Annotated in this window: 15 protein-coding genes; 13 read left to right on the top strand and 2 right to left on the bottom strand. The window is 62.5% G+C overall.

All coding sequences use genetic code 11. The features are described from left to right. Nucleotides 1-45 precede the first annotated feature (45 nt). Nucleotides 46-1,998 (bottom strand): hypothetical protein, encoded by a 1,953-nt coding sequence (locus F4X08_00745; GenBank protein ID MYD24328.1) that lies wholly within the window; start codon nt 1,996-1,998, stop codon nt 46-48. A gap of 418 nt (nt 1,999-2,416) precedes the next feature. On the opposite strand from F4X08_00745, the gene F4X08_00740 reads away from it, so the two are divergent. The 13 genes from F4X08_00740 to F4X08_00680 all read left to right on the top strand — a co-directional run bounded on the left by F4X08_00740 (nt 2,417) and on the right by F4X08_00680 (nt 21,315). Further along, entirely contained in the window at nt 2,417-3,334 is a 918-nt protein-coding gene (locus F4X08_00740; GenBank protein ID MYD24327.1) for a branched-chain amino acid aminotransferase, read from the top strand. A 99-nt stretch (nt 3,335-3,433) separates the two neighbouring features. Beyond that, entirely contained in the window at nt 3,434-4,255 is an 822-nt protein-coding gene (locus F4X08_00735; protein ID MYD24326.1) for a hypothetical protein, read from the top strand. A gap of 84 nt (nt 4,256-4,339) precedes the next feature. Then, the gene (locus F4X08_00730) at nt 4,340-4,984 is read left to right on the top strand and encodes a bifunctional precorrin-2 dehydrogenase/sirohydrochlorin ferrochelatase (protein ID MYD24325.1); all 645 of its coding nucleotides are present in this window, start codon (nt 4,340-4,342) and stop codon (nt 4,982-4,984) included. After that, nucleotides 4,960-6,258 carry a glutamyl-tRNA reductase gene (locus F4X08_00725; protein ID MYD24324.1) on the top strand — a complete coding sequence of 433 codons (1,299 nt, stop codon included), beginning with the start codon at nt 4,960-4,962 and terminating at the stop codon, nt 6,256-6,258. The genes F4X08_00730 and F4X08_00725 overlap by 25 nt, the downstream gene beginning before the upstream one ends. 72 nt (nt 6,259-6,330) lie before the next feature. Next, nucleotides 6,331-7,302, top strand: coding sequence for a hydroxymethylbilane synthase (gene hemC / locus F4X08_00720; GenBank protein MYD24323.1), 972 nt, complete (start codon nt 6,331-6,333; stop codon nt 7,300-7,302). Then, nucleotides 7,299-8,918: a uroporphyrinogen-III C-methyltransferase gene (gene cobA, locus F4X08_00715; protein MYD24322.1), complete on the top strand. Its 1,620-nt coding sequence runs from the start codon at nt 7,299-7,301 to the stop codon at nt 8,916-8,918. Before hemC ends, cobA begins: the two co-directional genes overlap by 4 nt. Before the next feature lie 116 nt (nt 8,919-9,034). Next, nucleotides 9,035-9,613: a hypothetical protein gene (locus F4X08_00710; protein MYD24321.1), complete on the top strand. Its 579-nt coding sequence runs from the start codon at nt 9,035-9,037 to the stop codon at nt 9,611-9,613. Beyond that, on the top strand, nt 9,610-10,590 hold the full coding sequence (hemB, locus tag F4X08_00705) for a porphobilinogen synthase (protein MYD24320.1): 981 nt from the start codon (nt 9,610-9,612) through the stop codon (nt 10,588-10,590). The genes F4X08_00710 and hemB overlap by 4 nt, the downstream gene beginning before the upstream one ends. A gap of 37 nt (nt 10,591-10,627) precedes the next feature. Then, complete coding sequence (gene hemL / locus F4X08_00700; GenBank protein MYD24319.1) at nt 10,628-11,917, top strand: glutamate-1-semialdehyde-2,1-aminomutase; 1,290 nt, start codon at nt 10,628-10,630, stop codon at nt 11,915-11,917. Nucleotides 11,918-12,032: 115 nt separating this feature from the next. Further along, on the top strand, nt 12,033-13,631 hold the full coding sequence (locus F4X08_00695; GenBank protein MYD24318.1) for a hypothetical protein: 1,599 nt from the start codon (nt 12,033-12,035) through the stop codon (nt 13,629-13,631). 169 nt (nt 13,632-13,800) lie between these two features. Next, nucleotides 13,801-16,182 carry an FtsX-like permease family protein gene (locus F4X08_00690; GenBank protein ID MYD24317.1) on the top strand — a complete coding sequence of 794 codons (2,382 nt, stop codon included), beginning with the start codon at nt 13,801-13,803 and terminating at the stop codon, nt 16,180-16,182. Nucleotides 16,183-16,293: 111 nt separating this feature from the next. Further along, nucleotides 16,294-18,810 carry a GWxTD domain-containing protein gene (locus tag F4X08_00685; protein ID MYD24316.1) on the top strand — a complete coding sequence of 839 codons (2,517 nt, stop codon included), beginning with the start codon at nt 16,294-16,296 and terminating at the stop codon, nt 18,808-18,810. Nucleotides 18,811-18,828: 18 nt separating this feature from the next. After that, nucleotides 18,829-21,315: a tetratricopeptide repeat protein gene (locus F4X08_00680; protein ID MYD24315.1), complete on the top strand. Its 2,487-nt coding sequence runs from the start codon at nt 18,829-18,831 to the stop codon at nt 21,313-21,315. 19 nt (nt 21,316-21,334) lie between these two features. On the opposite strand, the gene F4X08_00675 is transcribed toward F4X08_00680, so the two are convergent. Then, nucleotides 21,335-22,450 carry an aminopeptidase gene (locus F4X08_00675; protein ID MYD24314.1) on the bottom strand — a complete coding sequence of 372 codons (1,116 nt, stop codon included), beginning with the start codon at nt 22,448-22,450 and terminating at the stop codon, nt 21,335-21,337. Between the last annotated feature and the right edge of the window lie 118 nt (nt 22,451-22,568).

Below are 22,568 nucleotides of genomic sequence, written 5' to 3'. Positions count from 1 at the left end.
CTTACCAGCGTGCTGCCGGGTCATGTTAATTCCACATCCTCAGTATCACTGTCCCGTTTGGCAGTTTGGCAGATTCAAACTATCCAAGTCGTTTCTGGGCAGATTGCGTAGCGATGGGGGGATGCATCCGGTCAGACTATTGCCGGATATGCTCAAACGTGTCAGAGCAGGTAGGTCGGCGAGAGTCCGTGGGAATGCACCGGTGAACCTGTTACTGAAGAGTAGAAGTTCCTGCAAGTTGCTGAGGTTTCCAAACCACAATGGGATCCTGCCGCTCAGCATGTTCTGTCCAACATGAAAATACCACACTGTCGATAATTCACCAAGTGCCGATGGCAATGATCCTGTAAACCGGTTTGCTCCGAGGCAGAGGAACCCTACGGATGACAGATTGCCCAATTCCGATGGTATTGAGCCACTCAGCTGGTTGATACACAGATCGAAGTTGGTGACCGATGACAGATTCCCCAGTGTCGAGGGGATAGACCCGGTCAGAAGGTTGCGGTCGAGTTTGAAGTTTATCACGTTCTGGAGATTGCCTAATGACGATGGTATCGTTCCACTCAGGTTATTTGCCCCGAGATTAAAGTCAATCAGGTTTGTAAGGTCGCCCAGTTCCTGTGGTATCGTTCCAGTCAGACTATTGGTGTTGAGGTCCAGCACCCTCAGGTTTTCGAGATTGGCCAGTTCCTTGGGAATCGGGCCCCTGAGGTTGTTTCTTCTCAGCCTGAGTTCGGTCACCTGACCATCTTCATCATCCGTCACACCGTACCATTCCCCTAGTGGCGCGTCACTCAGCCAGTTTGAGCTGTTCGCCCAGTCTGGTCCTCCTGTGGTGGTGTAAAACCTCACCAATACATCTCGGTCCAAATCGGGTATATCCACGACGACTTCGATACGCGCGGATACGGTTCCCGATTCGGCGGTTATCTCCGCGGTACCGTTCATTACCGCCGTCACCAGGCCCTCCCCGCTGACGGTCGCGACACTGGTGTCGCCGCTGGACCAGTTGACCGCGGCATCTATGATGGGATGTCCGTTCCCGTCGCGCACCCTGGCGGTAAGTTGCAAAGTCTCGCCAACTGATGACAACATTGCCGTCATCGGCGCGATCTCAATTCGGCTCGCGGACTGCATGACCGTAACCGCCGCGCTTGCGGACTGGCCGTTCGACCTGGCCTCGATTAACACGGTACCGTTCGACACGGCGGTCAAAAGACCGTGCGAATCGACGGACACGATAGCCGGATTGCTGCTGAACCAGCTTACTTCCGCATCATTGAAGGGCTGTCCACCTACATCATAGACACTGGCGGTAAGCTGCTCGGTTTCGCCGATCGCCGTCAGCGTTACAACGGAAGGCACCAGTGTGATGCTTCCGACAGTCTGCATGACCGTGATCGTCACGAAGGCCGAGACGCTGCCCGACGTGGCTGTGATCCGGGCAGTACCGTTTGAAACTGCGGTAACGAGTCCGTTGGAACTTACTGTGGCGACGAGCGGATTACCACTGGACCACACCACGGCCGCACCGGGAATAGGCGTGTTCCCGCTGTCGTACACCGCGGCCTCGAGCTGGACGCTCTCACTCAGCAACGCCAACGTGGCGGAAGTCGGGGCGATGGCAACACTGACCGCCACCTGCATGACGGTTACGTTGGCCGTTGCGTGGGCACTGCCGGAGGTAGCTCTGATCTGGGCGGTGCCGCCCGACACCGCCGTCACGAGACCGCTGCTGCTGACCGAGGCGACGGCAGGGTTATTGCTCGACCAGGCAACGGTCGCGCCAGTAAGGGGGTTGTTATCCTGATCCAGTACCGTTGCATTGATCTGTAACGTCTGCCCTATGGTGGTGAGCGCCGCGGCATCCGCCGTGAGGACGATACTGGAAGAAACCCGCGCCGGCGGCTGAGTGGGACTGTCCTTCCCACATGCCGTTAGCGTCGCCAGGGAAAGCATGATTAAATAGCGCGTAAAGGGTAATCTACTGCGTATCATTGCCCGCTTCCTTTGGAGAGTGTGTAAAGAGCAGCGGCGGTTAAGTCGATGGGCCTGATCGGTCAGTAAAACAGGCCTGATCGGTAAACTATTTTCCTTTTTAAAGGATATTGGCGGTTATGAAAGGTCTTTGCCGGCGAAGTTTAACGTTGTTAGTGGATTTGCGCCCATGAGTCAAGGGCGATCTGGTATTGGTTCGTACCACAGGATGCACTTCTGAATCGACAGCTTCATCATCAACGAGAATGTGCGCGAGAAACTCGACCCATAAAAGACGTCGTGTGTTTTGCATTTGTTTTGGGGTTTTCAATCAATAGGTGTAGATATACTGCATCTATGAACTGCTCGACGAGCGAACACGGAACCGTTTCCAGGATACCCGTACGCATCGGTTTCAACCACAGGAGCATAGCGCGCCATGAGTGAACCGGTTGTCTATCTCAACGAAGGATTCGTCCCCGCCTCCCGGGCCCATCTGAACATCTACGACCTGGGGATCGTCCTGGGGGCCACCGTGACCGAAATGACTCGGACCTTCAGGCATGAACCGTTCCGCCTGGACGAACATGTGCGGCGGCTGCTGCGGTCGTGCAAATACGCGGGCTTCGAGCTGGACCTGGACCACGACGGCCTGGTCGAGTGCACGCGGAGCCTCATCGAGACCAACGGCAGGCTGATCGGCCCGGAGCAGGACCTGGGCGTCGTCCACTTCGTTACTCCGGGGGAGAACCAGATCTACGCGGGGAGCGCGGGCAGGCCGGTGCGTCTCAAGCCCACATTGTGCATCCATTCCTTTCCGCTGCCCTTCTCCGTATGGCGCCCCTTCTTTCGGCAGGGCGCCCACGTGGTCACGCCCTCCATCCGCCACGTGCCGCCCCAGTGCGTCGATCCCAAGACCAAGAACCGCTCGCGCCTGCACTACTGGCTGGCCGACCGGCAGACGCAGGCCGTCGACCCCGCAGCCACCTCGCTGCTGCTCGACCTGGACGGCAACCTCACGGAGTGTTCCGGCGCGAACTTCGTCCTGGTGGCGGACGATACGATCTATACGCCCACCAGCCGCAATATCCTGGAAGGGGTCAGCCTGGTGACGCTGCGGGAGATGGCGCCGGAACTGGGGCTGGGCTGGGTCGAGAAGGAACTGCAGCCCTACGACGCCGTCAATGCCGGCGAGGCCTGGTTGACGAGTACGCCGTATTGCCTGGCGCCCTGCACGCGCATCAACGACACGCCCATCGGCGACGGCCGGCCCGGTCCGCTGTTCGGCAGGGCCATGGAAGCCTGGAGCCGGCGGGTGGGCATGGACATCCTGGCGCAGATTGAAAACACGGACTGAACCGCCCCTTTCGACTTGATAAATACTTGATAAGACGGTATTTTACGATACCTTGTCGGGCCTGAATTCCTGGAGCGGTTTCACGTGGAGGCTGTATCCATGGGCATCTACATTCTGCATGGGATGATTCTGGCGGGTTACGCGGTCGCCACCGTGGTCTACTTCCGCCATTTCTGGACGAAGCATCCCGGGTCCGGGATCTATGCCAGCCTCTTCCTGGTGTTCGCCCTGGCCTGCCACAGCGCCTTTCTGATCGCCCGAGCCGTCGAATCCAGCCACGCGCCCTTCGTGGGTCTGCACGAGTCGATGAGCTTCTTCGCCTGGCTCATCGCCGTGGTCTATCTCTTACTGGAGCGCCGATTCCACGACCGGTCGCTGGGCGTGTTCGTCCTCCCCCTGGTCCTGGCGGCCCAGGCGGCGTCCACTGCGTTCATGAGCCCCGTCGATCCGCTGCCGCCCCTGTTGCAGAGCCCGTGGTTCAATTTCCACGTAACGGCGAGCTTCCTGGCCTACGCGGCCTTTTCCTTCTCCTTCATCACCGGGCTGCTGTATGTGATGCAGATGTACTACATCCACCACCGGCGCGTGGGCCTGGTGTTCTCCCGGCTGCCCGCGCTGGGCATGCTGGACGAAATGAACCTGAAGGCGACGCTCATTGGCTGGGTCTTCCTGTCCGCGGGCATCGCCACGGGCATCTGGTGGGCGACGGCCGCGTGGGACTCGATCACGCCCTGGCTGCTGGATCCGAAAGTACTGTGCGTGATGCTGACCTGGGTCATCTACACCTGCCAGCTGGTTACCCGCTATACCGCGGGCTGGCAGGGTGAACGGGCGGCCATCATCTCCATGGCCGGGTTCGCCTCCGTGCTGCTGGCCTATCTCGGCGCCGGACTCTGGACCAATCTGCACATATTCGACTGACGACGGCGACCGGACGACATCGACTGGACGACGACTGGACGACAACTGGACGACAACTGGACGACAACCGACGGTTATCAAGCCATGAAAAAATACTATCCCGCCTTCGTAGACATCGAAGACCAGCCGTGCCTGGTGGTGGGCGGCGGTGCGATCGCTGAGGAGAAGGCGGGTTCGCTGCTCGAATGTGGCGGGGTCGTTACCGTGATCAGCCCCGACCTGACGGACGGACTGCGTGACCATGCGGACCGCGGCGCACTGCGCTGGTTGGCGAGGCCGTACAGTCCCGGCGACGTCCGCGGCTACAGGCTGGTCATCTCGGCGACCGATTCCACGGAAGTCAACGAGCGGGTCTATCGGGACGCCGAAGCGGAGGGCATTATGGTCAACGTGGTGGACGTGCCGGCGCTGTGCCGTTACATCGTACCCTCCATCGTCCGGCAGGGCGACCTGTGCATCGCCATCTCCACGGGAGGCAAGAGCCCCGCGCTGGCGAAGAAGATCCGCGGGCAGCTGGAAGGGGCCTACGGGCCCGAGTACGCCGATCTGCTCGACCTGCTGGGCGCGTACCGCCCCCGGATGAAGGCCGCGTACCCCGATGAAACCGAAACCCGCGCGAGGTTGTGGACGTCCCTGGTCGATTCCGACCTCCTCGACCTCCTGCGCGCCGGACGCGCGGACGAAGCGCGCGACAGGGTGGAGTCATGCATCTCACACTCGTCGGACTGAGTCACCATACAGCGCCCATCGACGTGCGCGACCAGGCGGTGCTGACGAAATCGCTCCAGGAAAAGGCCCTCTCCTTCGTGAAGGCCTCGAACGGCATCCTGGAAGCGGTGCTGCTGTCCACGTGCAACCGCAGCGAGATGTACGCGACCACCGACGAGGAACATACCGATCCCGGTCCTATCGAGGCGTGGTTTCACGAGATCCACGGCGTGGACGAAGGCGTTCTGTCGCCCTACCTCTATCACCGGAGGGACGAGGCGGTCATCCGGCACCTGTTCCGGGTGGTCTCCAGCCTGGATTCGATGGTCGTCGGGGAGCAGCAGATCCTCGGCCAGGTCAGAGAGGCCTACATGCAGTCGCTGAACACGAAGAACACGGGACTGGTCCTCAACCGGTTGTTCGAAAAGGCGCTGGCCGTGGGCAAGCAGGTGCGGGAGACCACGGAGATCGGGACGGGCTCGGTTTCCGTCAGTTCCGTGGCGGTCGAACTCGCGCGGAAGATCTTCAAGGACCTGCGGCAGCATACGGCCATGCTGATCGGCGCGGGAGAGACCGGCGAACGGACCGCGGAGTACCTCGTCGACCAGGGCGTGAAGCGGCTGATCGTCGCCAACCGGACCTACGACCGGGCCGCCGACCTGGCCCACCGCTACGACGGGATCGCCGTATCGCTGCAGGACGGGCTGCAGATGATCTCCGACGTCGATATCGTCATCAGTTCCACCGGCGCCACCGAACCGGTGCTGGGAAGGGACCGGATGGCCGAGATCATGCACGACCGCCGCAACCGCCCCATATTCCTGATCGATATCGCCGCGCCCCGGGACATCGACCCGCGCGTGCGCGGTCTATACAATGTCATCCTCTACGACATGGACGACCTGCAGTCGGTGGTGGACGACAACGCGGAGGCGCGGAAGGCGGAAGCGCAGAAGGTGGAGGCGATCGTCGAGACCGAGGTGGAGCGGTTGCTCGCGTGGTACCAGAACCTCTCCATCGCGCCCACCATCGCCCAGCTCCGCCACTTCGCGGAGGATGTCCGGCACCAGGAGATCGGCCGCGCCTTCACCCAGCTCGGCCATCTCTCCGATGACGACCGGGAGACCGTGGAGAAGATGACCCGCGCCATCGTGAACAAGCTGCTCCATCAACCGACGGTCCAGCTCAGGAACACTTCCGATCCGGAGCACCGGGACTACCACCTCTACAGCCTGCGCCATCTCTTCGGACTCGACGAGCACGGGAACGACAAGAACGGCGCCGAGCACGAATAGCGCGGCGCGTCCGGGTGGCCGAGCACGAATAGCGCGGTGCGTCCAGGTGGCCGGGACATCGATCCCTTTAACATGGCTTCTTCACTGATCATAGGCACCCGCGGCAGCAGGCTGGCCCTCGTCCAGGCCCATTCGGTGGCCAGGGACCTGGAAGCGGGCCGCGACGATCTGGCCGTGGAGGTGCGCGTCCTCACGACGAAAGGCGACGCGGACCGGGACGCCTCACTGGACACCTTCGGCGGCGAGGGCGTCTTCGTCAAGGAACTGGAACGGGCCCTGGTCTCGAGGGAGATCGACGCGGCCGTGCATAGCCTCAAGGACCTGCCCACGTCCCTTCCCGGCGGCCTGGCAATCGCCTCGGTTCCGGAGCGCGTGGACGCGCGCGATGCCCTGATCAGCCGCGACGGCGCCGGGCTGGACGACCTTCCGTCGGGTGCCCGTGTCGCCACGGGGAGTCCGAGGCGGCGGGCACAACTGCAGCATTACCGGCCGGACCTGCGATTCACGGGGATCCGCGGGAACATCGACACCCGGCTGAAGAAACTGGAAGAACCGGACGGCCCGGACGCCATCGTGCTGGCCGTGGCGGGGTTGCAGCGGCTGGGCTGGACGGAACGCATCTCCGAGATATTGGCTCCGGAGGTCTGCATGCCGGCTGTCGGCCAGGCCGCGCTCGCGATCGAAACCCGGAAGGACGATCAGCCCGCTCTGGAAGCGGCGCGGCGCATCGAAGACCTTCAGGCCAGGCAGGCCGTAACGGCGGAACGGTCCTTTCTCCATCGTATCGGCGGCGGTTGCCATACCCCGGTCGGCGCCTGGGGCAGAATCGAGGAAGGTTGCCTGGTACTGGATGCCGTCCTGGCCGCCGATGACGGCGAATGGCTCGTGCGTCAATCCCTGCGCGGACAGCCGGAAGAGAGCGCTGATCTGGGCCGCCGGCTGGCCGAGGCGGTACTGGAACAGGCCGCACAGGCCGATCCGTCCAGGCCGATTGATCCCGTTCGGCCGTCCCGGCCGTCTAGTCCGACCACGGAATCCCAATGAACGCCGAGTTCCCTGACAAGACCGAATATCCGGGCGACTTCGAATCCCCAGGCAGTACCGAATCCCCGGGCGGGTCCGCATCCGCCGCGACGCCGGGCATGGTATACCTGGTCGGCGCGGGCCCCGGCGACCCAGGGCTGATTACCGTGAAGGGCCTTTCCTGCGTGCGGCGGGCCGACGTCGTCGTTGCCGACTTCCTCGCCGACGACCGGCTGGTGGCGGAAGCGCCGGACCACGCCGAGCGTATCCGCGTGCCCTGGCGGCCGGGGCGTCAGGCGGAGATCAACGACCTGCTGGTGCGGCACAGCCGGGCCGGGAAGACCGTGGTCCGGTTGAAGGGCGGCGATCCGTTCGTGTTCGGCCGGGGCGGCGAGGAGGGGCTGCATCTCCAGCGCTCCGGGATACCCTTCGAAGTGGTTCCCGGCATCACGGCGGCCGTCGCGGTACCTGCCTACGCCGGCATACCGGTGACCCACCGGGAGATCACTTCGTCGATGACGGTCGTCACCGGCCACGTTTCGCAGGACAAGGACCACAACGATCTCGACTGGGAGGCTTTCGCCAAACGGATCGGCACGTTGATCTTCTACATGGGCGCACGGAACCTGCCCTTCATCGCGGAAAGACTGATCGAACACGGCCGGCCGAAGGACACGCCCGTCGCGCTGATCCAGTGGGGCACCACGGCGGAGCAAAGGACCCTCGTCGGCACGCTGGACGACATCGTGTCCAGGGCCCGGACCGCTTCCTTCACGCCGCCCGTGCTGATCGTCGTAGGCGAGGTGGTGGCGCTGCGTCCGCAGCTCGACTGGTTCGAATCGAAACCGCTTTTCGGCGTACGCGTGCTGGTCACGCGCGCCCGGGACCAGGCCGGCGAGCTTTCGGAGTCGCTCGTACGCCATGGCGCGGAGCCGGTCGAAGCGCCGCTGATCCGGATCGAAGCGCCCGAAGACTGGACGGCAGTGGATGCCGCGCTGGCCGATCTCTCCGGTTTCGAGCACGTGGTGTTCACCAGCCGGAACGCCGTGGAGGCGTTTTTCTCCCGGCTGAATCACAAGGGCCTGGATGCCCGGGCCCTGGGCGGGGTCCGCGTCGCCGCGGTGGGCCGGGCCACGGCCGGCGCGCTGCGAAGTCGCGGGATCGAAGCAGACGATCAACCCGAGGTATTCCGGGCCGAAAGGCTCGTTGAAGCCCTGGCCGGCGACCGCGACCTTCATGATGCGCGGATCCTCTTCCCCGCGGCGGACATTGCGGGTCCCGCCGTGGAGGAAGGACTGGCCGCCGCGGGCGCGTCCGTGACCCGGGTGACGGTCTACCGGACGGTCCTTGCACCGGACATGCCGGACGACATAGCGTCCATGCTGGAGGACGGGAAGATCCATTTGGCCGTGTTCGCGAGTTCGTCGACCGTGTCGGCGTTCGCGAAGGCCGCGGGGCCGGACGGTCCGCAACGATGGACCCGGGGCGTACGCATCGCGTGCATTGGTCCTTCCACGGCGGAAACCGCCGCGGAGGCGGGCCTGTCCGTGGATATCGTGCCCGGCCAGGCCACGGTCCCCGCGCTCGTGGACGCGATCGTGCGCGACCGGCTGGCCGCGGGGGAGCGGCCCGCGTAATAACGATTGCCCTGAAATGACGCACCGGTATATATTTGTCGGGCGTGATTTCAGTTAACAAACAGCCGAATACTATGCCTTTCTGTCCGGAATGCGAATGTAAATACGCCCAGGGTGTGGCGCAGTGCCCCATCTGCGCAACAACCCTGGTCGAAACGCTGAACGAGGCGTCGACCTGGGTCTGCGATGAGTGCAAGGAGGAAATCCCGGGCGACGCGAAATCCTGCCCGGTCTGCGGGACGGTTTTCGTCGACGACCTGCGCTGCCTGACCCATCCGGACCAGCCCGCCCACGGACGATGCGTCGTCTGCGGACAACACGTGTGCGGGGACTGCGGGATCCGCAGGCTGGGCCGGTATTTCTGTGAAAGACACGGGTTGGAAGAGGATCCGCCGGTCGAGGAGGAGATCCTCTACCGGGCGGAAGACCGGGAAGCGCTGAACTACCGGCGGTACCTTGCGCAGCAGGGCGTGGATTGCCGGGTGTTCTCGGCCCGACAGGACGCCGGCCTCCTCCCGGACGCTCGATCGATCGGAGAGGCCAGGATCATCGTGCCTTCGAAACACCGGGCGCCGGCGCGGGAGTGGATGGCATTACGATCCATCGACGCCGGTCATGTCCTTTTCCAGTGTGAACGCTGCAGCGCCCTGAACGGATTCGACGGCGGCGGCTGCGCCAACTGCGGTGGGTCCTGATGGCATTTCCCGTACACAGACTGCGGCGCCTGCGCCGCACGGAGCGGTTGCGCAGAATGGTCGGCGAGACCCGGCTTTCCGTGGACGACCTGATCTATCCCCTGTTCATCTGCCCGGGAGAAGGTGTCCGTGCCCCGGTGGATTCCATGCCCGGTGTGGAGCGGCTGTCGGTGGACCAGGGCGCGGAGGTCTGCCGCGAAGTCTCGGACCTGGGCATCCCGGCCGTTATGCTCTTCGGCATCCCGGAAAGCAAGGACACCTACGGTTCCGGCGCTTATGCGGACGACGGCATCGTCCAACGGGCCATCCGCGCGATCAAGCAGGCGGCGCCGGGACTCACCGTCATCGGCGACGTGTGCCTCTGCGAGTACACCGATCACGGCCACTGCGGGGTCATCAAAGAAGACGACGTGGAGAACGACGCCACCCTTCGGCTGCTCGTCCGGACTGCGCTCTCGCAGGCGAAGGCCGGTGCCGACCTGGTCGCGCCGTCGGACATGATGGACGGCCGCGTGGGCGCGATCCGGGAGGCCCTCGACGACGAGCGGCTTACGCACGTCCCGATCATGGCCTATTCCGCCAAGTACGCTTCGGCCTACTACGGGCCCTTTCGCGACGCCGCGGACTCGGTCCCGCAATTCGGCGACCGCCGTTCCTACCAGATGGACCCGGCGAACTCCAACGAAGCGCTCCGGGAAGTGGAGCTGGACCTCGAGGAAGGCGCCGATATCGTCATGGTCAAGCCGGCCCTGGCCTATCTCGACGTGATACACCGGGTGAAATCGACTTTTGAAGTGCCGGTGGCCGCCTACAACGTGAGCGGGGAATACGCCATGATCAAGGCGGCGGGACAGATGGGATGGATCGATGAAGAGAGGATTGTCCTGGAGTCGCTGACCGCCATAAAGCGCGCCGGAGCCGACATGATCCTTACCTATTTCGCGCGGGAGGTCGCGCGCGGACTCCAATCCGGTTGAACCGAACAAACGGAATGAACCGAATGGGACGAGCCGAATGAACCGTTCCCGATCCAGCACGCTCTTCGACCAGGCCTTGCGATCCATGCCTGGCGGGGTGAACAGCCCCGTGCGCAATTTCGGCCGGGTCGGAGGCCGCCCCGTCTTCATGGAGCGGGGCGCGGGGTCGAAGGTCTACGACGTGGACGGCAACGCGTACATCGACTACCTGGGATCCTGGGGGCCGCTGATCCTGGGCCACGGCCATCCCGCCGTGGTCGAAGCCCTGAAGAAGGCCTGTGAGCGGGGCACGAGTTTCGGCACGCCCACGGAGGCAGAGATCAGGCTGGCGGAACTGGTCAAGACCGCCTTCCCGTCCATCGAACTGTTGCGCATGGTCAACTCCGGCACGGAAGCGACCATGAGTGCCCTGCGCGTAGCCCGCGGATACACGGGACGGGACCTGGCGGTCAAGTTCGAGGCGGGATACCACGGCCACGGAGACAGCTTTCTCATCCAGGCCGGGTCGGGCGCCGCCACGTTCGGCATCCCCGACAGCCCCGGCGTGCCCGCGGACCTGGCGAAGATGACCCTCAACCTGACGTACAACGACATCGGAGCTGTCCGGGCCGCCCTGTCGGAGCGGGGCGACGACATCGCCTGCGTGATCGTCGAGCCGGTCGCCGGCAACATGGGTATGATCCCGCCGGCCGAAGGCTTTCTCGAAACCATCCGGGAAGAAACGGAGAAGCGAGGCATTATACTGATTTTCGACGAGATCATCACCGGTTTCAGGATCGCTTTCGGCGGCGCGCAGGAACGGTTCGGGATCACGGCCGACATGACCTGCCTGGGAAAGATCATCGGCGGAGGCCTTCCCGTCGGCGCCTACGGCGGGCGCAGGGAAATCATGGAAACCGTGGCCCCCGTCGGAGCGGTATACCAGGCCGGCACGCTCTCGGGTAACCCGCTGGCCATGACCGCGGGGTATGAGACGGTGCGGCAGCTCCAGGAACCCGGTGTCTACCAGCGGCTCGAGAACCTGGCTTCCCGGCTCGGCGACGGTCTTCGCGCCGCGGCGGCAGCAGCCCGCGTTCCCGCGTACCTGACGCGCGCCGGGTCCATGATGTGTACCTTCTTCACCGACCAGGCCGTCGATAACTTCGACGCCGCCTCCACTTCGGACGCGGATACGTACGGTCGGTACTTCTGGAACATGCTGGACCGCGGCGTTTATCTCGCGCCTTCGCGCCTTGAAACGGGATTCGTGTCCCTGGCCCACACCGAAGAGGACATCGACCGGACCCTCGACGCGGCCCGGGAGAGCATGAATCTTTTGAATTCGTAGATCATTTAAGACACATACAGTTAAAAACATAGACTATCCAAAGCCGATTTATTAAGATGACGTGCGGTAGATTTATGCGAACCGCATTACCGTCTTTATCCGAGAGGAGTCCAACGTGATTCGCCCATATAGTCGTGCGTTCGTCATGATCACGGCTTCCGTGTACTTCATGATCCTGGCTGGATGCGGCGGCGGGGACAGCAGTCCGACAAGCCCCACGCCGTCCACACCGACGCCCCCGGCGCCGCCTCCAACGCCCGTGGCGACGAGCCTCACCGTCGCGCCTTCTTCGCACACCCTCGCGTCGATCGGTGCTACCGTGCAGTTGTCGGCTACAGTAAGGGACCAGAACAACAACCCGATGAGCGGCCAGACGGTGACCTGGTCGAGCAGCAACACCGGTGTTGCGACGGTCAGCGGCAATGGCCTGGTGACGGCGGTAAGCAACGGTACGACCCAGATCACGGCGCGTGCCGGCAACGCGTCGGGCACTTCGAACATCACGGTGGCCGAGCCGGTGCCGACCCGGATCGCGGTTACGCCCGCCTCGCATACGCTGGAGGAGATCGGAGAAACGGTACAACTCAGGGCAACAGTAAGGGATCAGCGGAACAACGTCATGTCCGGCCAGACCATTACCTGGTCTAGCGGGAACGAATCCGTGGCGACCGTGGACGGTAACGGCCTGGTGACGGCGGTGAGCGACGGCATGGCGGAGATCTCGGCCAAATCCGGCAGCCTGTCTGCCACTGCGGCCATAACCGTCGCGAGTCCGGTGCCGACAAGCATCACGATCGAGCCGGCGGCGCACACGTTCGAGGCGATCGGAGACACATTACAGCTCGCGACCGTCGTGCTGGACCAGCGTGAGAACGCTATGATGGACGTGACCGTGACCTGGTCTAGCGGAGACGAAGCCGTAGCGACCGTGGACGAGAACGGCCTGGTCACCGCGGTGGATAACGGCATGGCGGAGATCACGGCCCAGGCCGGAGACGCCATGGGTACCGCGGCGATCACCGTCTCCCAGGTTCCGGCAAACATCAGCATCGAGGTTGACGCCGAAGCCACCACCCTGACCGAGATCGGACAGACCCTGCAGCTCATGGTCTCCGTCAGCGACGAGAACGAAGAACCCATAGCCGATCCGGAAGTCACGTGGATGAGCAGTGACGAGGCCGTGGTTACCGTGGACGAGGATGGACTGGTAGAAGCGGTGGGCAACGGTATGGCCGATGTCATGGCCGCGTCCGGCGACGTATCGGACATGGTGAGCATTTCGGTGATGGATCCGGATGCAGTCGAAGAAGGGGATGACGAAGAAGAGGTCCCTGATGAAGAAGTCGACGAGATTGTCTACGTCCCGTGGACCGGTGTGAGGGTTGTTTACAATGAATCACTTGGTCAGCTCGGTGCCGTTTTCACGGTGCCGGGACTTGGTCCAATACCGTTAACTAGCTGTGCCAGTCTATTGGCTGGTGGTGAGCTTAACAACGCCAGGTTATTGGGTGCCACCATTACAGTCCACTACTCCGTTTGGCAGATTCGAGCCGGCATGGACAGTCCATGGGAAGACATCGAGGAAACACGGAAGACCTTTGACGTTTGTCCATACCCAACCGATGACCCCGGCGAGTACAGACTAGTCGGTGAGGTGACACTCGACGGTATGAAGGAGTTTCGTGCAAGTGAGAATACTGTCACCGTACCCTGATCGTCAGGAACGCGTATAGTAAGTTCAGCATCGTAACAGTTTCCAATGTGCAACCTTCAAGGGGATCGGCGGGTCGAAACCGTAGATCCCCTTTTCTAACCCACCGGGAATGCGGTCTCCGGTGAGTGATTACAGTTTGCAGCAGTGAGACCCGGGAGTGGGTGTGGCCATGCTGAAAAACCACCTCGTCATCGCGCTTCGGCACCTCTTCGCCAACAAGGGCTACTTCTTCATCAACACACTGGGCCTTTCGACCGGCATCGCCTGCAGCCTGCTCGTTTTCCTCTTCGTTCGCCAGGAGTGGACCTTCGATACCTTCCACGAAAAAGCGGACCGGATCTACCGTGTAAACGTATCGGGGCTGGGATTCGACGGCACGCCGTTCCGCACCGCCATTACACCGATTCCGCTCGCGCCGGCGCTGAAACGCCAGTTCCCCGGTGTGGTCGAAACGGTCAGGATTCGGTCGTTCGGAGGTGGATTGGTGGTGCGAGTCGGGGACGACACGTTCAGGGAAGATCGCATGCTCACCTGCGATCCCTCGTTCTTCCAGGTGTTTTCGTTTCCGCTTATCGAAGGAGATCCCGAGACCGTATTCGCCGATTTCAACGCCCTGGTGATCAGTCGGTCCATTGCGGAGAAGTACTTTGGCCAGGAAAGCGCACTGGGCCGGCAACTCACGATCATGGATGAGCCGTTTACGGTGACCGGCGTGACGGAGGACAACCCGGGCAATTCCAGTATTCAGTTTGACTTCCTGCTTCCCTTCGAGCGGACGATCGGTATGAACCCCTTTCTCGCCAATGCCGTTGACAGCTGGAACTACTCGGTTACGTCCACGTACGCGGAATTGTCGGATCCGCAACAGGCCGATCTGCTCAACGAACAGTTCCCCGAATTCTCCAGGGCTCATTTCTCGGGGCAGATGTCCAGGGAGCTGGAGATCCAGGCGCTCACGGACACCCACCTGGACCCGGGAGTAGGGAACGGCCTGGGTACCGCCAGCGATCCGAACAGGTCCTACCTGCTGATCAGCGTCGCGCTGCTCGTCCTTTTCATAGCGTGCGTCAACTTCATGAACCTGGCCATATGCCGTTCCTCGACCCGCGCGAAGGAGGTCGGCCTCCGTAAGGTGTTCGGCGCGCAACAGTCGCAGATCGTGGGGCAGCACCTGGGCGAATCGCTGGTGCTGAGTTGCTTCGCTCCCGTGCTCGGGGTGATCCTGTCCCATCTCTTCCTGCCCATCTTCAACTCGCTGGCGGGAAGTTCGCTCGTCCTCGACTACCTATCCAGCGGTTCCACGCTGGCCGCGCTCCTGGCGTTCACCTTGCTGGTCGCCTTCGTATCCGGCAGCTACCCGTCCCTGGTCCTTTCCCGGTTCAATCCGGTCGCCATCTTCCAGCGACGGATCCAGGTTGGCGGGCCGAATCTGCTCATCCGGGGCCTCATGGTCGTGCAGTTCGGACTGTCCGCGGCGCTCGTCGTCTCCATTCTCGTCATGACGCGGCAGCTGGATTTCGCCCGGACCGGGGACCTGGGATACAACGCCGAGAACATCGTCGTGATCGAGAAAGACCAGGATTCCGGCAGCCTGGATGTTTTCCGGAATCGGGTGATATCCTACGAGGGCGTGCTGGACGTGACCGGTGTATCAAACTCCTTCGGTCCGAACCGGGGACTGGCCCAGGCCGCGTACGCCGACACGGCCGGCAACCGGCTGGAAGCGTTCATGTATACCGTGGACTATGACTACGTGAAGACCCTGGAACTCAACCTCGTCTCGGGTCGCGATTTCTCGAGGGAGTTCGGGGGAGACGAATCGGGGTCGTGCATCATCAACGAGGCCGCGGCCAGATCGATGGGATGGGAAGATCCTGTCGGCCGCACGTTGCCGCACGGCGTCACGGTCGTCGGCGTGGTGGAAGACTACCATTACCGATCCATGCACCACGAGATCGAACCCGTCATACTCACCCTCAATCCGGTGGTGTTCGGGGATGATGATATGGATCGGATCAATTTTTTCATGGTGCGCGTCAGCGAGCAGGGCCTGCCCGCCACGCTGGATCTGCTGAGAGAAGCATGGGTCGAAGTCGCGCCGGGATCGCCCTTCGGATACTTCTTCCTGGATGACGACCTTTCCCGCTTCTACGTGGAAGAGACCAACCTGGCGCGGATCTTCACCTATTCGGCGGTCTTCGCCCTGCTGATCGCCTGCCTGGGGGTATACGGCCTGGTTTCCCTGGAGGTCGTCCGCCGCACGCGGGAGGTCGGCATCCGCAAGGTGATGGGCGCCGCCGTATCGGACATCGTGGGCCTGCTGTCAAAACAGTTCGTCTACCTCGTCCTCATCGCAAACGTCCTCGCCTGGCCGGCGGCCTGGTGGCTCATGAACGAATGGCTGGCCGACTTCGCCTACCGCGCCGAACTCGGCGTGGGGCCATTTGTCCTGGCAGGTCTCGTGGTTCTGGCCATAACCCTGGTCACCGTCAGCTTGCAGACCTTCCGAAGTGCCCTGATCAATCCGGCGGACACGCTGCGGCGCGAGTAGGCGGTTTTAGATTGACCGTTGAATCGCTTTATTGTAGTTTTTTTAAACATCTATTAAAGCGTACATTCCACGCCTTTCGCGTCCACGCACACCAACAATTCTGTTTTAATCATGTCAAGATTCTGCCTGCTGCTCGTTGCAGCCCTGGTGATCTGTGCATCGCAGCGTCCTGTCCAGGCCCTGCCCGCGCCTGCGTCCTCGTCGCCCGCGCCCTCGGTCTCGCCCGCGCTGTCGCCCGAGGATCCCTCGCCCGAGAGTTCCATACCTGAAAAACACCCTGATGCTCTCCTGGAAACGGGCAAGGCGCTTTTCGAAGCCGAACGGTTCGAGGAAGCGCTGGCGCTGTTTCAGCAGGCGGTTAAGGAGGACGGGGGGTCCGCCCCCGCGCACTACTGGCGGGGCATGGCGCAGTACGAACTTGCAGCCTACCGGAAGGCGGTCGTCTCATTCAAGCGTACGGTCGAGCTGGACGAGAAGTGGGCATCGGGCTACGTGGGACTGGGCAAGGCTTACCTGCAGATCAAATTCCGGAGACTGGACGCTCGCAACGCCTTGCGCAAGGCGGCCCGGCTGGCGCCGGACGATCCGGAAATCCAGTACCAGCTGGGCATGGCCCATATGAACCCGCGATTGACCGACCAGATTGTCGGCGGCGAAAGGGACGGCCGGTCCTTCTTCCTCAAAGCGGCGGTACTGGATCCCGCCCATCCCGATGCGTTTTTCCAGGCCGGCCGTTGTTACGAACGGCCCGAGTCGCGCGGGTCGCGCGGGTCGCCCGAATTCGACAAGGCGATGGCGGCCTATCTCTCGCAGTTCAGGGTGAATCCCCTGCATGACGACGCGCTCAGCCGTTTCGTCTACCTAGCCCTGCTGTCCGAAGAATACGGTCTGGCCGTGGAACTGCTCGAAGGGGCCGTGGACGACCCGGGCGTAGCCGACGACCTGGGCGCATCGGATCCGGCGATCGTCGGGACCCTGCGGAAGCAATTCGGCACGCTTTCCGAAGCCGCGAAACCACGGCCCGACGTGTTGCATGAGGTGATTGAGACCTACTTCTCCCTTATTGAACCTGACGAAAAAGAAGTCTACCGGGACCTCGCGCACGTAGCCCCGCCTGACGAACTGGCGTCCTGGCAAGAAGCCGGTGGCAGCGAACGCGAAGCGCGCTGGCACGCCTTCTGGAACGCCAGGGACTCGAACCCCGTCACGGTGGTGAATGAACGCCTCGTGGAGCATTACCGGCGGGTCATGTTCGCCCGGTACCATTTCTCGCAGGGGCAGCACCCCTATGACCGCCGCGGCGAGATTTACGTCCGTTACGGAGCACCGGAAGACCGCCGCGGCGACGTCCATATTGCGGATCGAAACGCCTACAGGTCGGCTTCATTTTCCGATGATCCGGTCGTGGACGCGGTTCGGGAGCAGAATGACCGGTACGGATATCGATTGCGTGTCGACCGGGGCCGTTTGACGATCGTCCCGCCCGAGGGAATGACCGAAGAAGAAATCAATGATGCCGGCGAATTGCTGGCCGGTGGGATCGTCGCATCATCCGGACAACTGACCATGCAGGATGAGAGAAAGTTGATGGGGCATGGATACGCCACCGAAAGCTGGGTATACGTCCGGTACGGCCTGGAATTGTTCTTCGTCGACCAGTTCGGCGGGGGCAGGTTCGATTACCCGTGGGGAAACCTGCTTACCTCCCCTGAGGAGATGGTCCGGCAGGAACAGTTCAGTCCCCGGCGGCTGGCCGAGGAACTGATCGCCAAATCGCCCGAGGAATACCTGTATGACCTCCGCGGCGCACAACTCGAGTACGCCTTCGACGCCGTGAGCTTCCGTGCGGACAACGGCGCGACGGAACTGGACCTGTCCTACAGCATCCCCGTCTGGCAGTTCGGCGACATATCGGACGGCCAGGGGATCCGTACCCGGCTCGAACACCAGGTCACGCTGCGAGACTCGGCCATGAGCCCACGGTTTACCCACGCCTTCGGATTCGGCCCCTTTGACCGGCCGAAGCGGAAGATGGCCGAAAGCCACGTGAAAGTGCCGGTGTATACCTTGCCCGAGAGCGTCGTGGCGCCGCCGGGAAGCTTCACGATGGCGGTCCAGGTGCGGGACGAAACGTCGCAAAGAACCGGGGTGTATCTAAGGCCGGTCACCTTGTCCGATTACAGCGGGGAAGAACTGCTCATCAGCGACCTCAAGCTGGCCACCCTGATCACGCCGTCCGGCGTGCAGGGCCCCTTCGTGCGCAACGGACTGAACATCACACCCAATCCGGGACGGCTCTACATCCGGGAAAACCCCGTTTACGTCTACTACGAGGTATACAATCTCAGCCTGGACGGGGAGGGGAAGACGGCGTACGAAATCCTCTACGAGATCAGTCCCAGGGGCGGCAGCGCGCGGCGCGGCTGGACGGGCCGCAGGCAGGGAGACATGCAGACGGTGATGATGGCTTTCTCGGGACAAGGTTATTCGACCGAGGACCGGGAGTACACGTCGCTGGATACATCCGGCCTGCCGGCGGGTGAGTACCTGCTCACCGTCACCTTCACCGATCTGAACGCGGGAAGGAACGTCACCCGGTCGGCCAACTTCCTGGTCATGGAACGGTAGAGGAGTCTTGGGGAGACCATGATTTTAACCCGTTTGATTCCGATGGGGGCTCGTTTCATTCCGGCTGCAGCGCTGATGCTGGTCATTGGAGCGCCGTTCGGCACGTCGCAGGCGCAGTCCGGTCCGTCCGGGTCGTCATCGACAAGCTCCCCGGAGTCTACGCCTGCCAGCCTGTCGCCGCTCGAAGAGGGCAAGCGCCTTTACGAACTCGGCTTGTACACCGAAGCGCTTTCTCACCTGGAGCAGGCGGTCCGCGATGACGAAAAGGCGGCACCCGGTCACTACTGGCTGGGGATGGCCCTGTACGCCCTGTCCAGGGACGAGGAAGCACTCGAGTCCTTCAAGACGGCAGTGCGGCGGGACAAGAACTGGGCGCCGGGTCACGTGGGCATGGGACTCGTATACGTGCGCATGCCCCGCCGGAGGCTCGATGCGCGGAAGGCGCTTCGCAGGGCGTTAAGGCTTGACCCGGGAAGCGCGGAATACCAGTACATCATGGGGCTTACCTTTATGGACCAGGGCGACAAGGGCTGGCTGATTGGCAGTGACGCGGATGGGCGGGAGTACTTCCAGCGGGCCGTGGAGTTGGATCCCATGCATCCGGATGCATGGTTTCAACTGGGCCGATGTTACGAGGAACTGAACCTGGCTGACCATGGCAAGCTGGTCAGGGACCGCTACGACGACTACATCCAGGCGTTGAACGCTTACCTGAAACAGTACCAGGTCAATCCGGGACACCCCGAAGCGCTCCGGCGGTTCGCGGGTATCTGCCACCGGTTCGAATACTACGAACGGGGCGCGGAGCGGCTGCGGCAGATGGCGGAGGAGATGGAGGGCATCGCACCGGATGTGATCCGGGCCATGCTCACGCAGTTCGAAGCGCTGACCATGAGCATCGAGCAACAATACGATCTGTTGCAGCGGTCGCTGGAGACCTACATCGAATCGCTTGACCCGGAAGAGCAGGAGGTGTACGCGGACCTGTCCCACGTGGCGCCGACGGACGTTCTGGAAGCCTGGCGGTCCGCGGAAGGCACCGACCGGGACGAGGTGTGGAGGGCCTTCTGGAACGCCCGGGATTCCAATCCGGCCACGGTCGAGAACGAGCGTCTGGTCGAGCATTACAAACGGGTGATGTACGTCCGGCTGCACTTTGCCGATGGACAACAGCCCTATGATCGCCGTGGAGAGGTGTATGTCCGCTACGGGGCGCCCGACGATCGCCGTCGTTTCATATTCAGTCCTTACCAGGATTCTGATATCAACCACGCGCTCACCGGAAATCCCGCCGTGGATGCGATCCGGGAAAGGAACCTGCTTACGGGTTACAAGCTTAAGCTGCAGGGCGGCCCGGGGCAGCGGAATATCATGGACGGAGGTTACGAAACAAGTACCGACTATTTTGGGTTTCGAGGAAGAGCGGAATTGTATTACGGGTACGCGGTAGAAAGCTGGGTGTACGTACAACACGATATGGAACTTTTCTTCGTGGATCTGATGAATGACGGCAAGTTCGACTATCCGCTCAAGACCGTTAGCAACTTCACCCGGGATATGGTCCGTCAGGACCGGTACCACCCCACTCAGGTTGCCGCCGTACTGATCGAGAAATCTCCCGAGGACTATGCGCACGATTTCGGCGGCGAGACGCTGGACTATGCCTTTGACATCACCACCTTCCGGGGCGCCGGCGACAAGACGGTGATGGAACTGGCCTACAGCATTCCCGTCTGGCAGTTCGGCGACGTCACCGACGGCCGGGGATCCGAAACCTTCCTGAGCAACCAGGCCACGTTGCGTGACTCGGCTTTCAGTCCTGCGTTCAATCAGAAATTCCGCTTCGGGCCCATCGAACGGCCGCAACGGCCGATCAGCTCCGATCAGGCCAGGGTCTCGGCCTACACATTGGCCGTCGATGTGCTGGCGCCTCCGGGCCGATTCACGGCGGCCGTGGAGATGAACGACGAAGCCTCCCGGCGCATCGGCGTCTACGAGAAACCGGTCACCATCCCCGACTACCGGGGCCGTGCGCTGATGATCAGCGACCTGAAACTGTCCGCGGGCATTACGCCGACCGACCGGTCCGGACCCTTCGTCAGGCAGGGCCTGAACATCGTACCCCATCCGCTGCGCGCCTACGGACGCGGCCAACTGGTTTACGTGTACTACGAAGTATACAACCTGGACCAGGATGAAGCGGGGAGGACGTCCTACGCGACCTACTACGAAATCAACCCCGAGGGCATGCCGGATTCTCGCGGTCGATTGGGTGGTCAGCCTGGACGGCCTGGTCAGCCTGGACGGCGTGATGGGCCCGGTGACCAGCAGACCGTCGTCCTGACGTACGAGGGCGAGGGCGAAGCGGCCGAGGAAGCCGAGTTCACGGCGATCGACACCGCGGACCTGACGCCCGGCGTGTACATGCTAACGGTGACGTTGGAGGACCGCCATACCGGGCAGCGCGTAACCCGTTCGACCAGTTTCATTCTGTTGGAACAGTAGAAACCTTCGTCGAACCGTTTCACTTCAGCCGTTCCGGGTTCAGGTCCTCGAGTTCCGGAACGACGAACCTCCCGTCCCTCCGGATCACTTCCCCGTCGAACTCGATGGTCCCGCCGCCGAATTCCGGCGTCTGGATCATGACCATGTCCCAGTGGACGGCGGACCGGTTGCCGTTGTCGGCCTCCTCGTAGGCCTGACCGGGCGTGAAGTGAAAGGACCCGGCGATCTTCTCGTCGAAGAGGATATCCAGCATAGGCGCGGTGATGTGGGGGTTGAAGCCGATGGCGAACTCGCCGATGTAGCGCGCCCCCTCATCCGTGTCGAAGATCTCGTTGAGCTTCTCCGTCCGGTTGCCCGTCGCCTCGATTATCCTGCCCTCCTCGAATCTCAGTTGCACGTCCGTAAACGACACGCCGTGGTACAGTGTCGGCGTGTTGAACCGGATGACGCCGTTGACTGAGTCGCGCACCGGCGCGGTAAAGCACTCGCCGTCGGGGATGTTGCGATCACCCGAACATCCCACGGTGGGGATGTCGCGGATGCTGAAGGCCAGGTCGGTATCCGGACCCGTCAGCCGGACGCGGTCGGTGCGGTCCATGCGCTCCTTCAGCGGCGCCAGTGCCCGTTCCATCTTCCCGTAATCCAGCGTGCACACGTCGAAGAAGAAGTCCTCGAAGGCCTCGGTACTCATCCCGGCCTGTTGCGACATGGACGGGGTCGGCCAGCGCAGCACCACCCACCGGGTCTTCGGCACCCGGATTTCGAAGTGCACGGGCTTCATCCAGCGTTGCTCGTAGAGCCGCATGGCGTCGCCCGGCACGTCCGACATCTCCATCACGTTCCGGCTGCCGCGCAGGGCCATGTAGGCCTGCACCTGCGCCATGCGATGGGATTCATAGGCCCCGGCGGCTTCCATGGCGTCCTCGTCCCCGGCGCGGACCAGTTCCCGCATGACGCGCTGGTGCTTGATGGAGACCAGCGGCACACCGCCCGCCTCCCGGATCGCCCGGATCAGCGAGATCACCATGTCGTCGGGCACGTCGAAGGCCTCGACGAGCACCCGGTCCCCGGCCTTGATCTTCGTCGAATGTCCGGTGAGCACTTTCGCCAGGTCGCCGTATCGTGGGTCGCGCATGGGGTTCTGTCTCCGTGGGTTATTTATTGTAATTGTTCAGGTTGAGTGGCTGGCCGCTCGAGTCACTCGGGATATTGGCCGCCGCCCGCGCCCGCCGCCCGCGCCTATCGATCCGCCC

Source organism: Gemmatimonadota bacterium, assembly GCA_009841265.1.
In the GTDB taxonomy this organism is placed as follows: Bacteria; JAAXHH01; JAAXHH01; order JAAXHH01; family JAAXHH01; genus JAAXHH01.
Note: the sequence above shows the minus strand (reverse complement) of the source record. Positions and strands in the feature narration are given on the sequence as shown.

Bases quoted from the DNA above. Each gene is read 5' to 3' on its own strand.
- F4X08_00675 (MYD24314.1), bottom strand. From the start codon at position 22,450: ATGCGCGACCCACGATACGGCGACCTGGCGAAAGTGCTCACCGGACAT.
- F4X08_00735 (MYD24326.1), top strand. From the start codon at position 3,434: ATGGGCATCTACATTCTGCATGGGATGATTCTGGCGGGTTACGCGGTC.
- hemC (MYD24323.1), top strand. From the start codon at position 6,331: ATGGCTTCTTCACTGATCATAGGCACCCGCGGCAGCAGGCTGGCCCTC.
- F4X08_00745 (MYD24328.1), bottom strand. From the start codon at position 1,998: ATGATACGCAGTAGATTACCCTTTACGCGCTATTTAATCATGCTTTCC.
- F4X08_00725 (MYD24324.1), top strand. From the start codon at position 4,960: ATGCATCTCACACTCGTCGGACTGAGTCACCATACAGCGCCCATCGAC.
- cobA (MYD24322.1), top strand. From the start codon at position 7,299: ATGAACGCCGAGTTCCCTGACAAGACCGAATATCCGGGCGACTTCGAA.
- F4X08_00685 (MYD24316.1), top strand. From the start codon at position 16,294: ATGTCAAGATTCTGCCTGCTGCTCGTTGCAGCCCTGGTGATCTGTGCA.
- hemL (MYD24319.1), top strand. From the start codon at position 10,628: ATGAACCGTTCCCGATCCAGCACGCTCTTCGACCAGGCCTTGCGATCC.
- F4X08_00740 (MYD24327.1), top strand. From the start codon at position 2,417: ATGAGTGAACCGGTTGTCTATCTCAACGAAGGATTCGTCCCCGCCTCC.
- F4X08_00730 (MYD24325.1), top strand. From the start codon at position 4,340: ATGAAAAAATACTATCCCGCCTTCGTAGACATCGAAGACCAGCCGTGC.
- F4X08_00680 (MYD24315.1), top strand. From the start codon at position 18,829: ATGATTTTAACCCGTTTGATTCCGATGGGGGCTCGTTTCATTCCGGCT.
- F4X08_00690 (MYD24317.1), top strand. From the start codon at position 13,801: ATGCTGAAAAACCACCTCGTCATCGCGCTTCGGCACCTCTTCGCCAAC.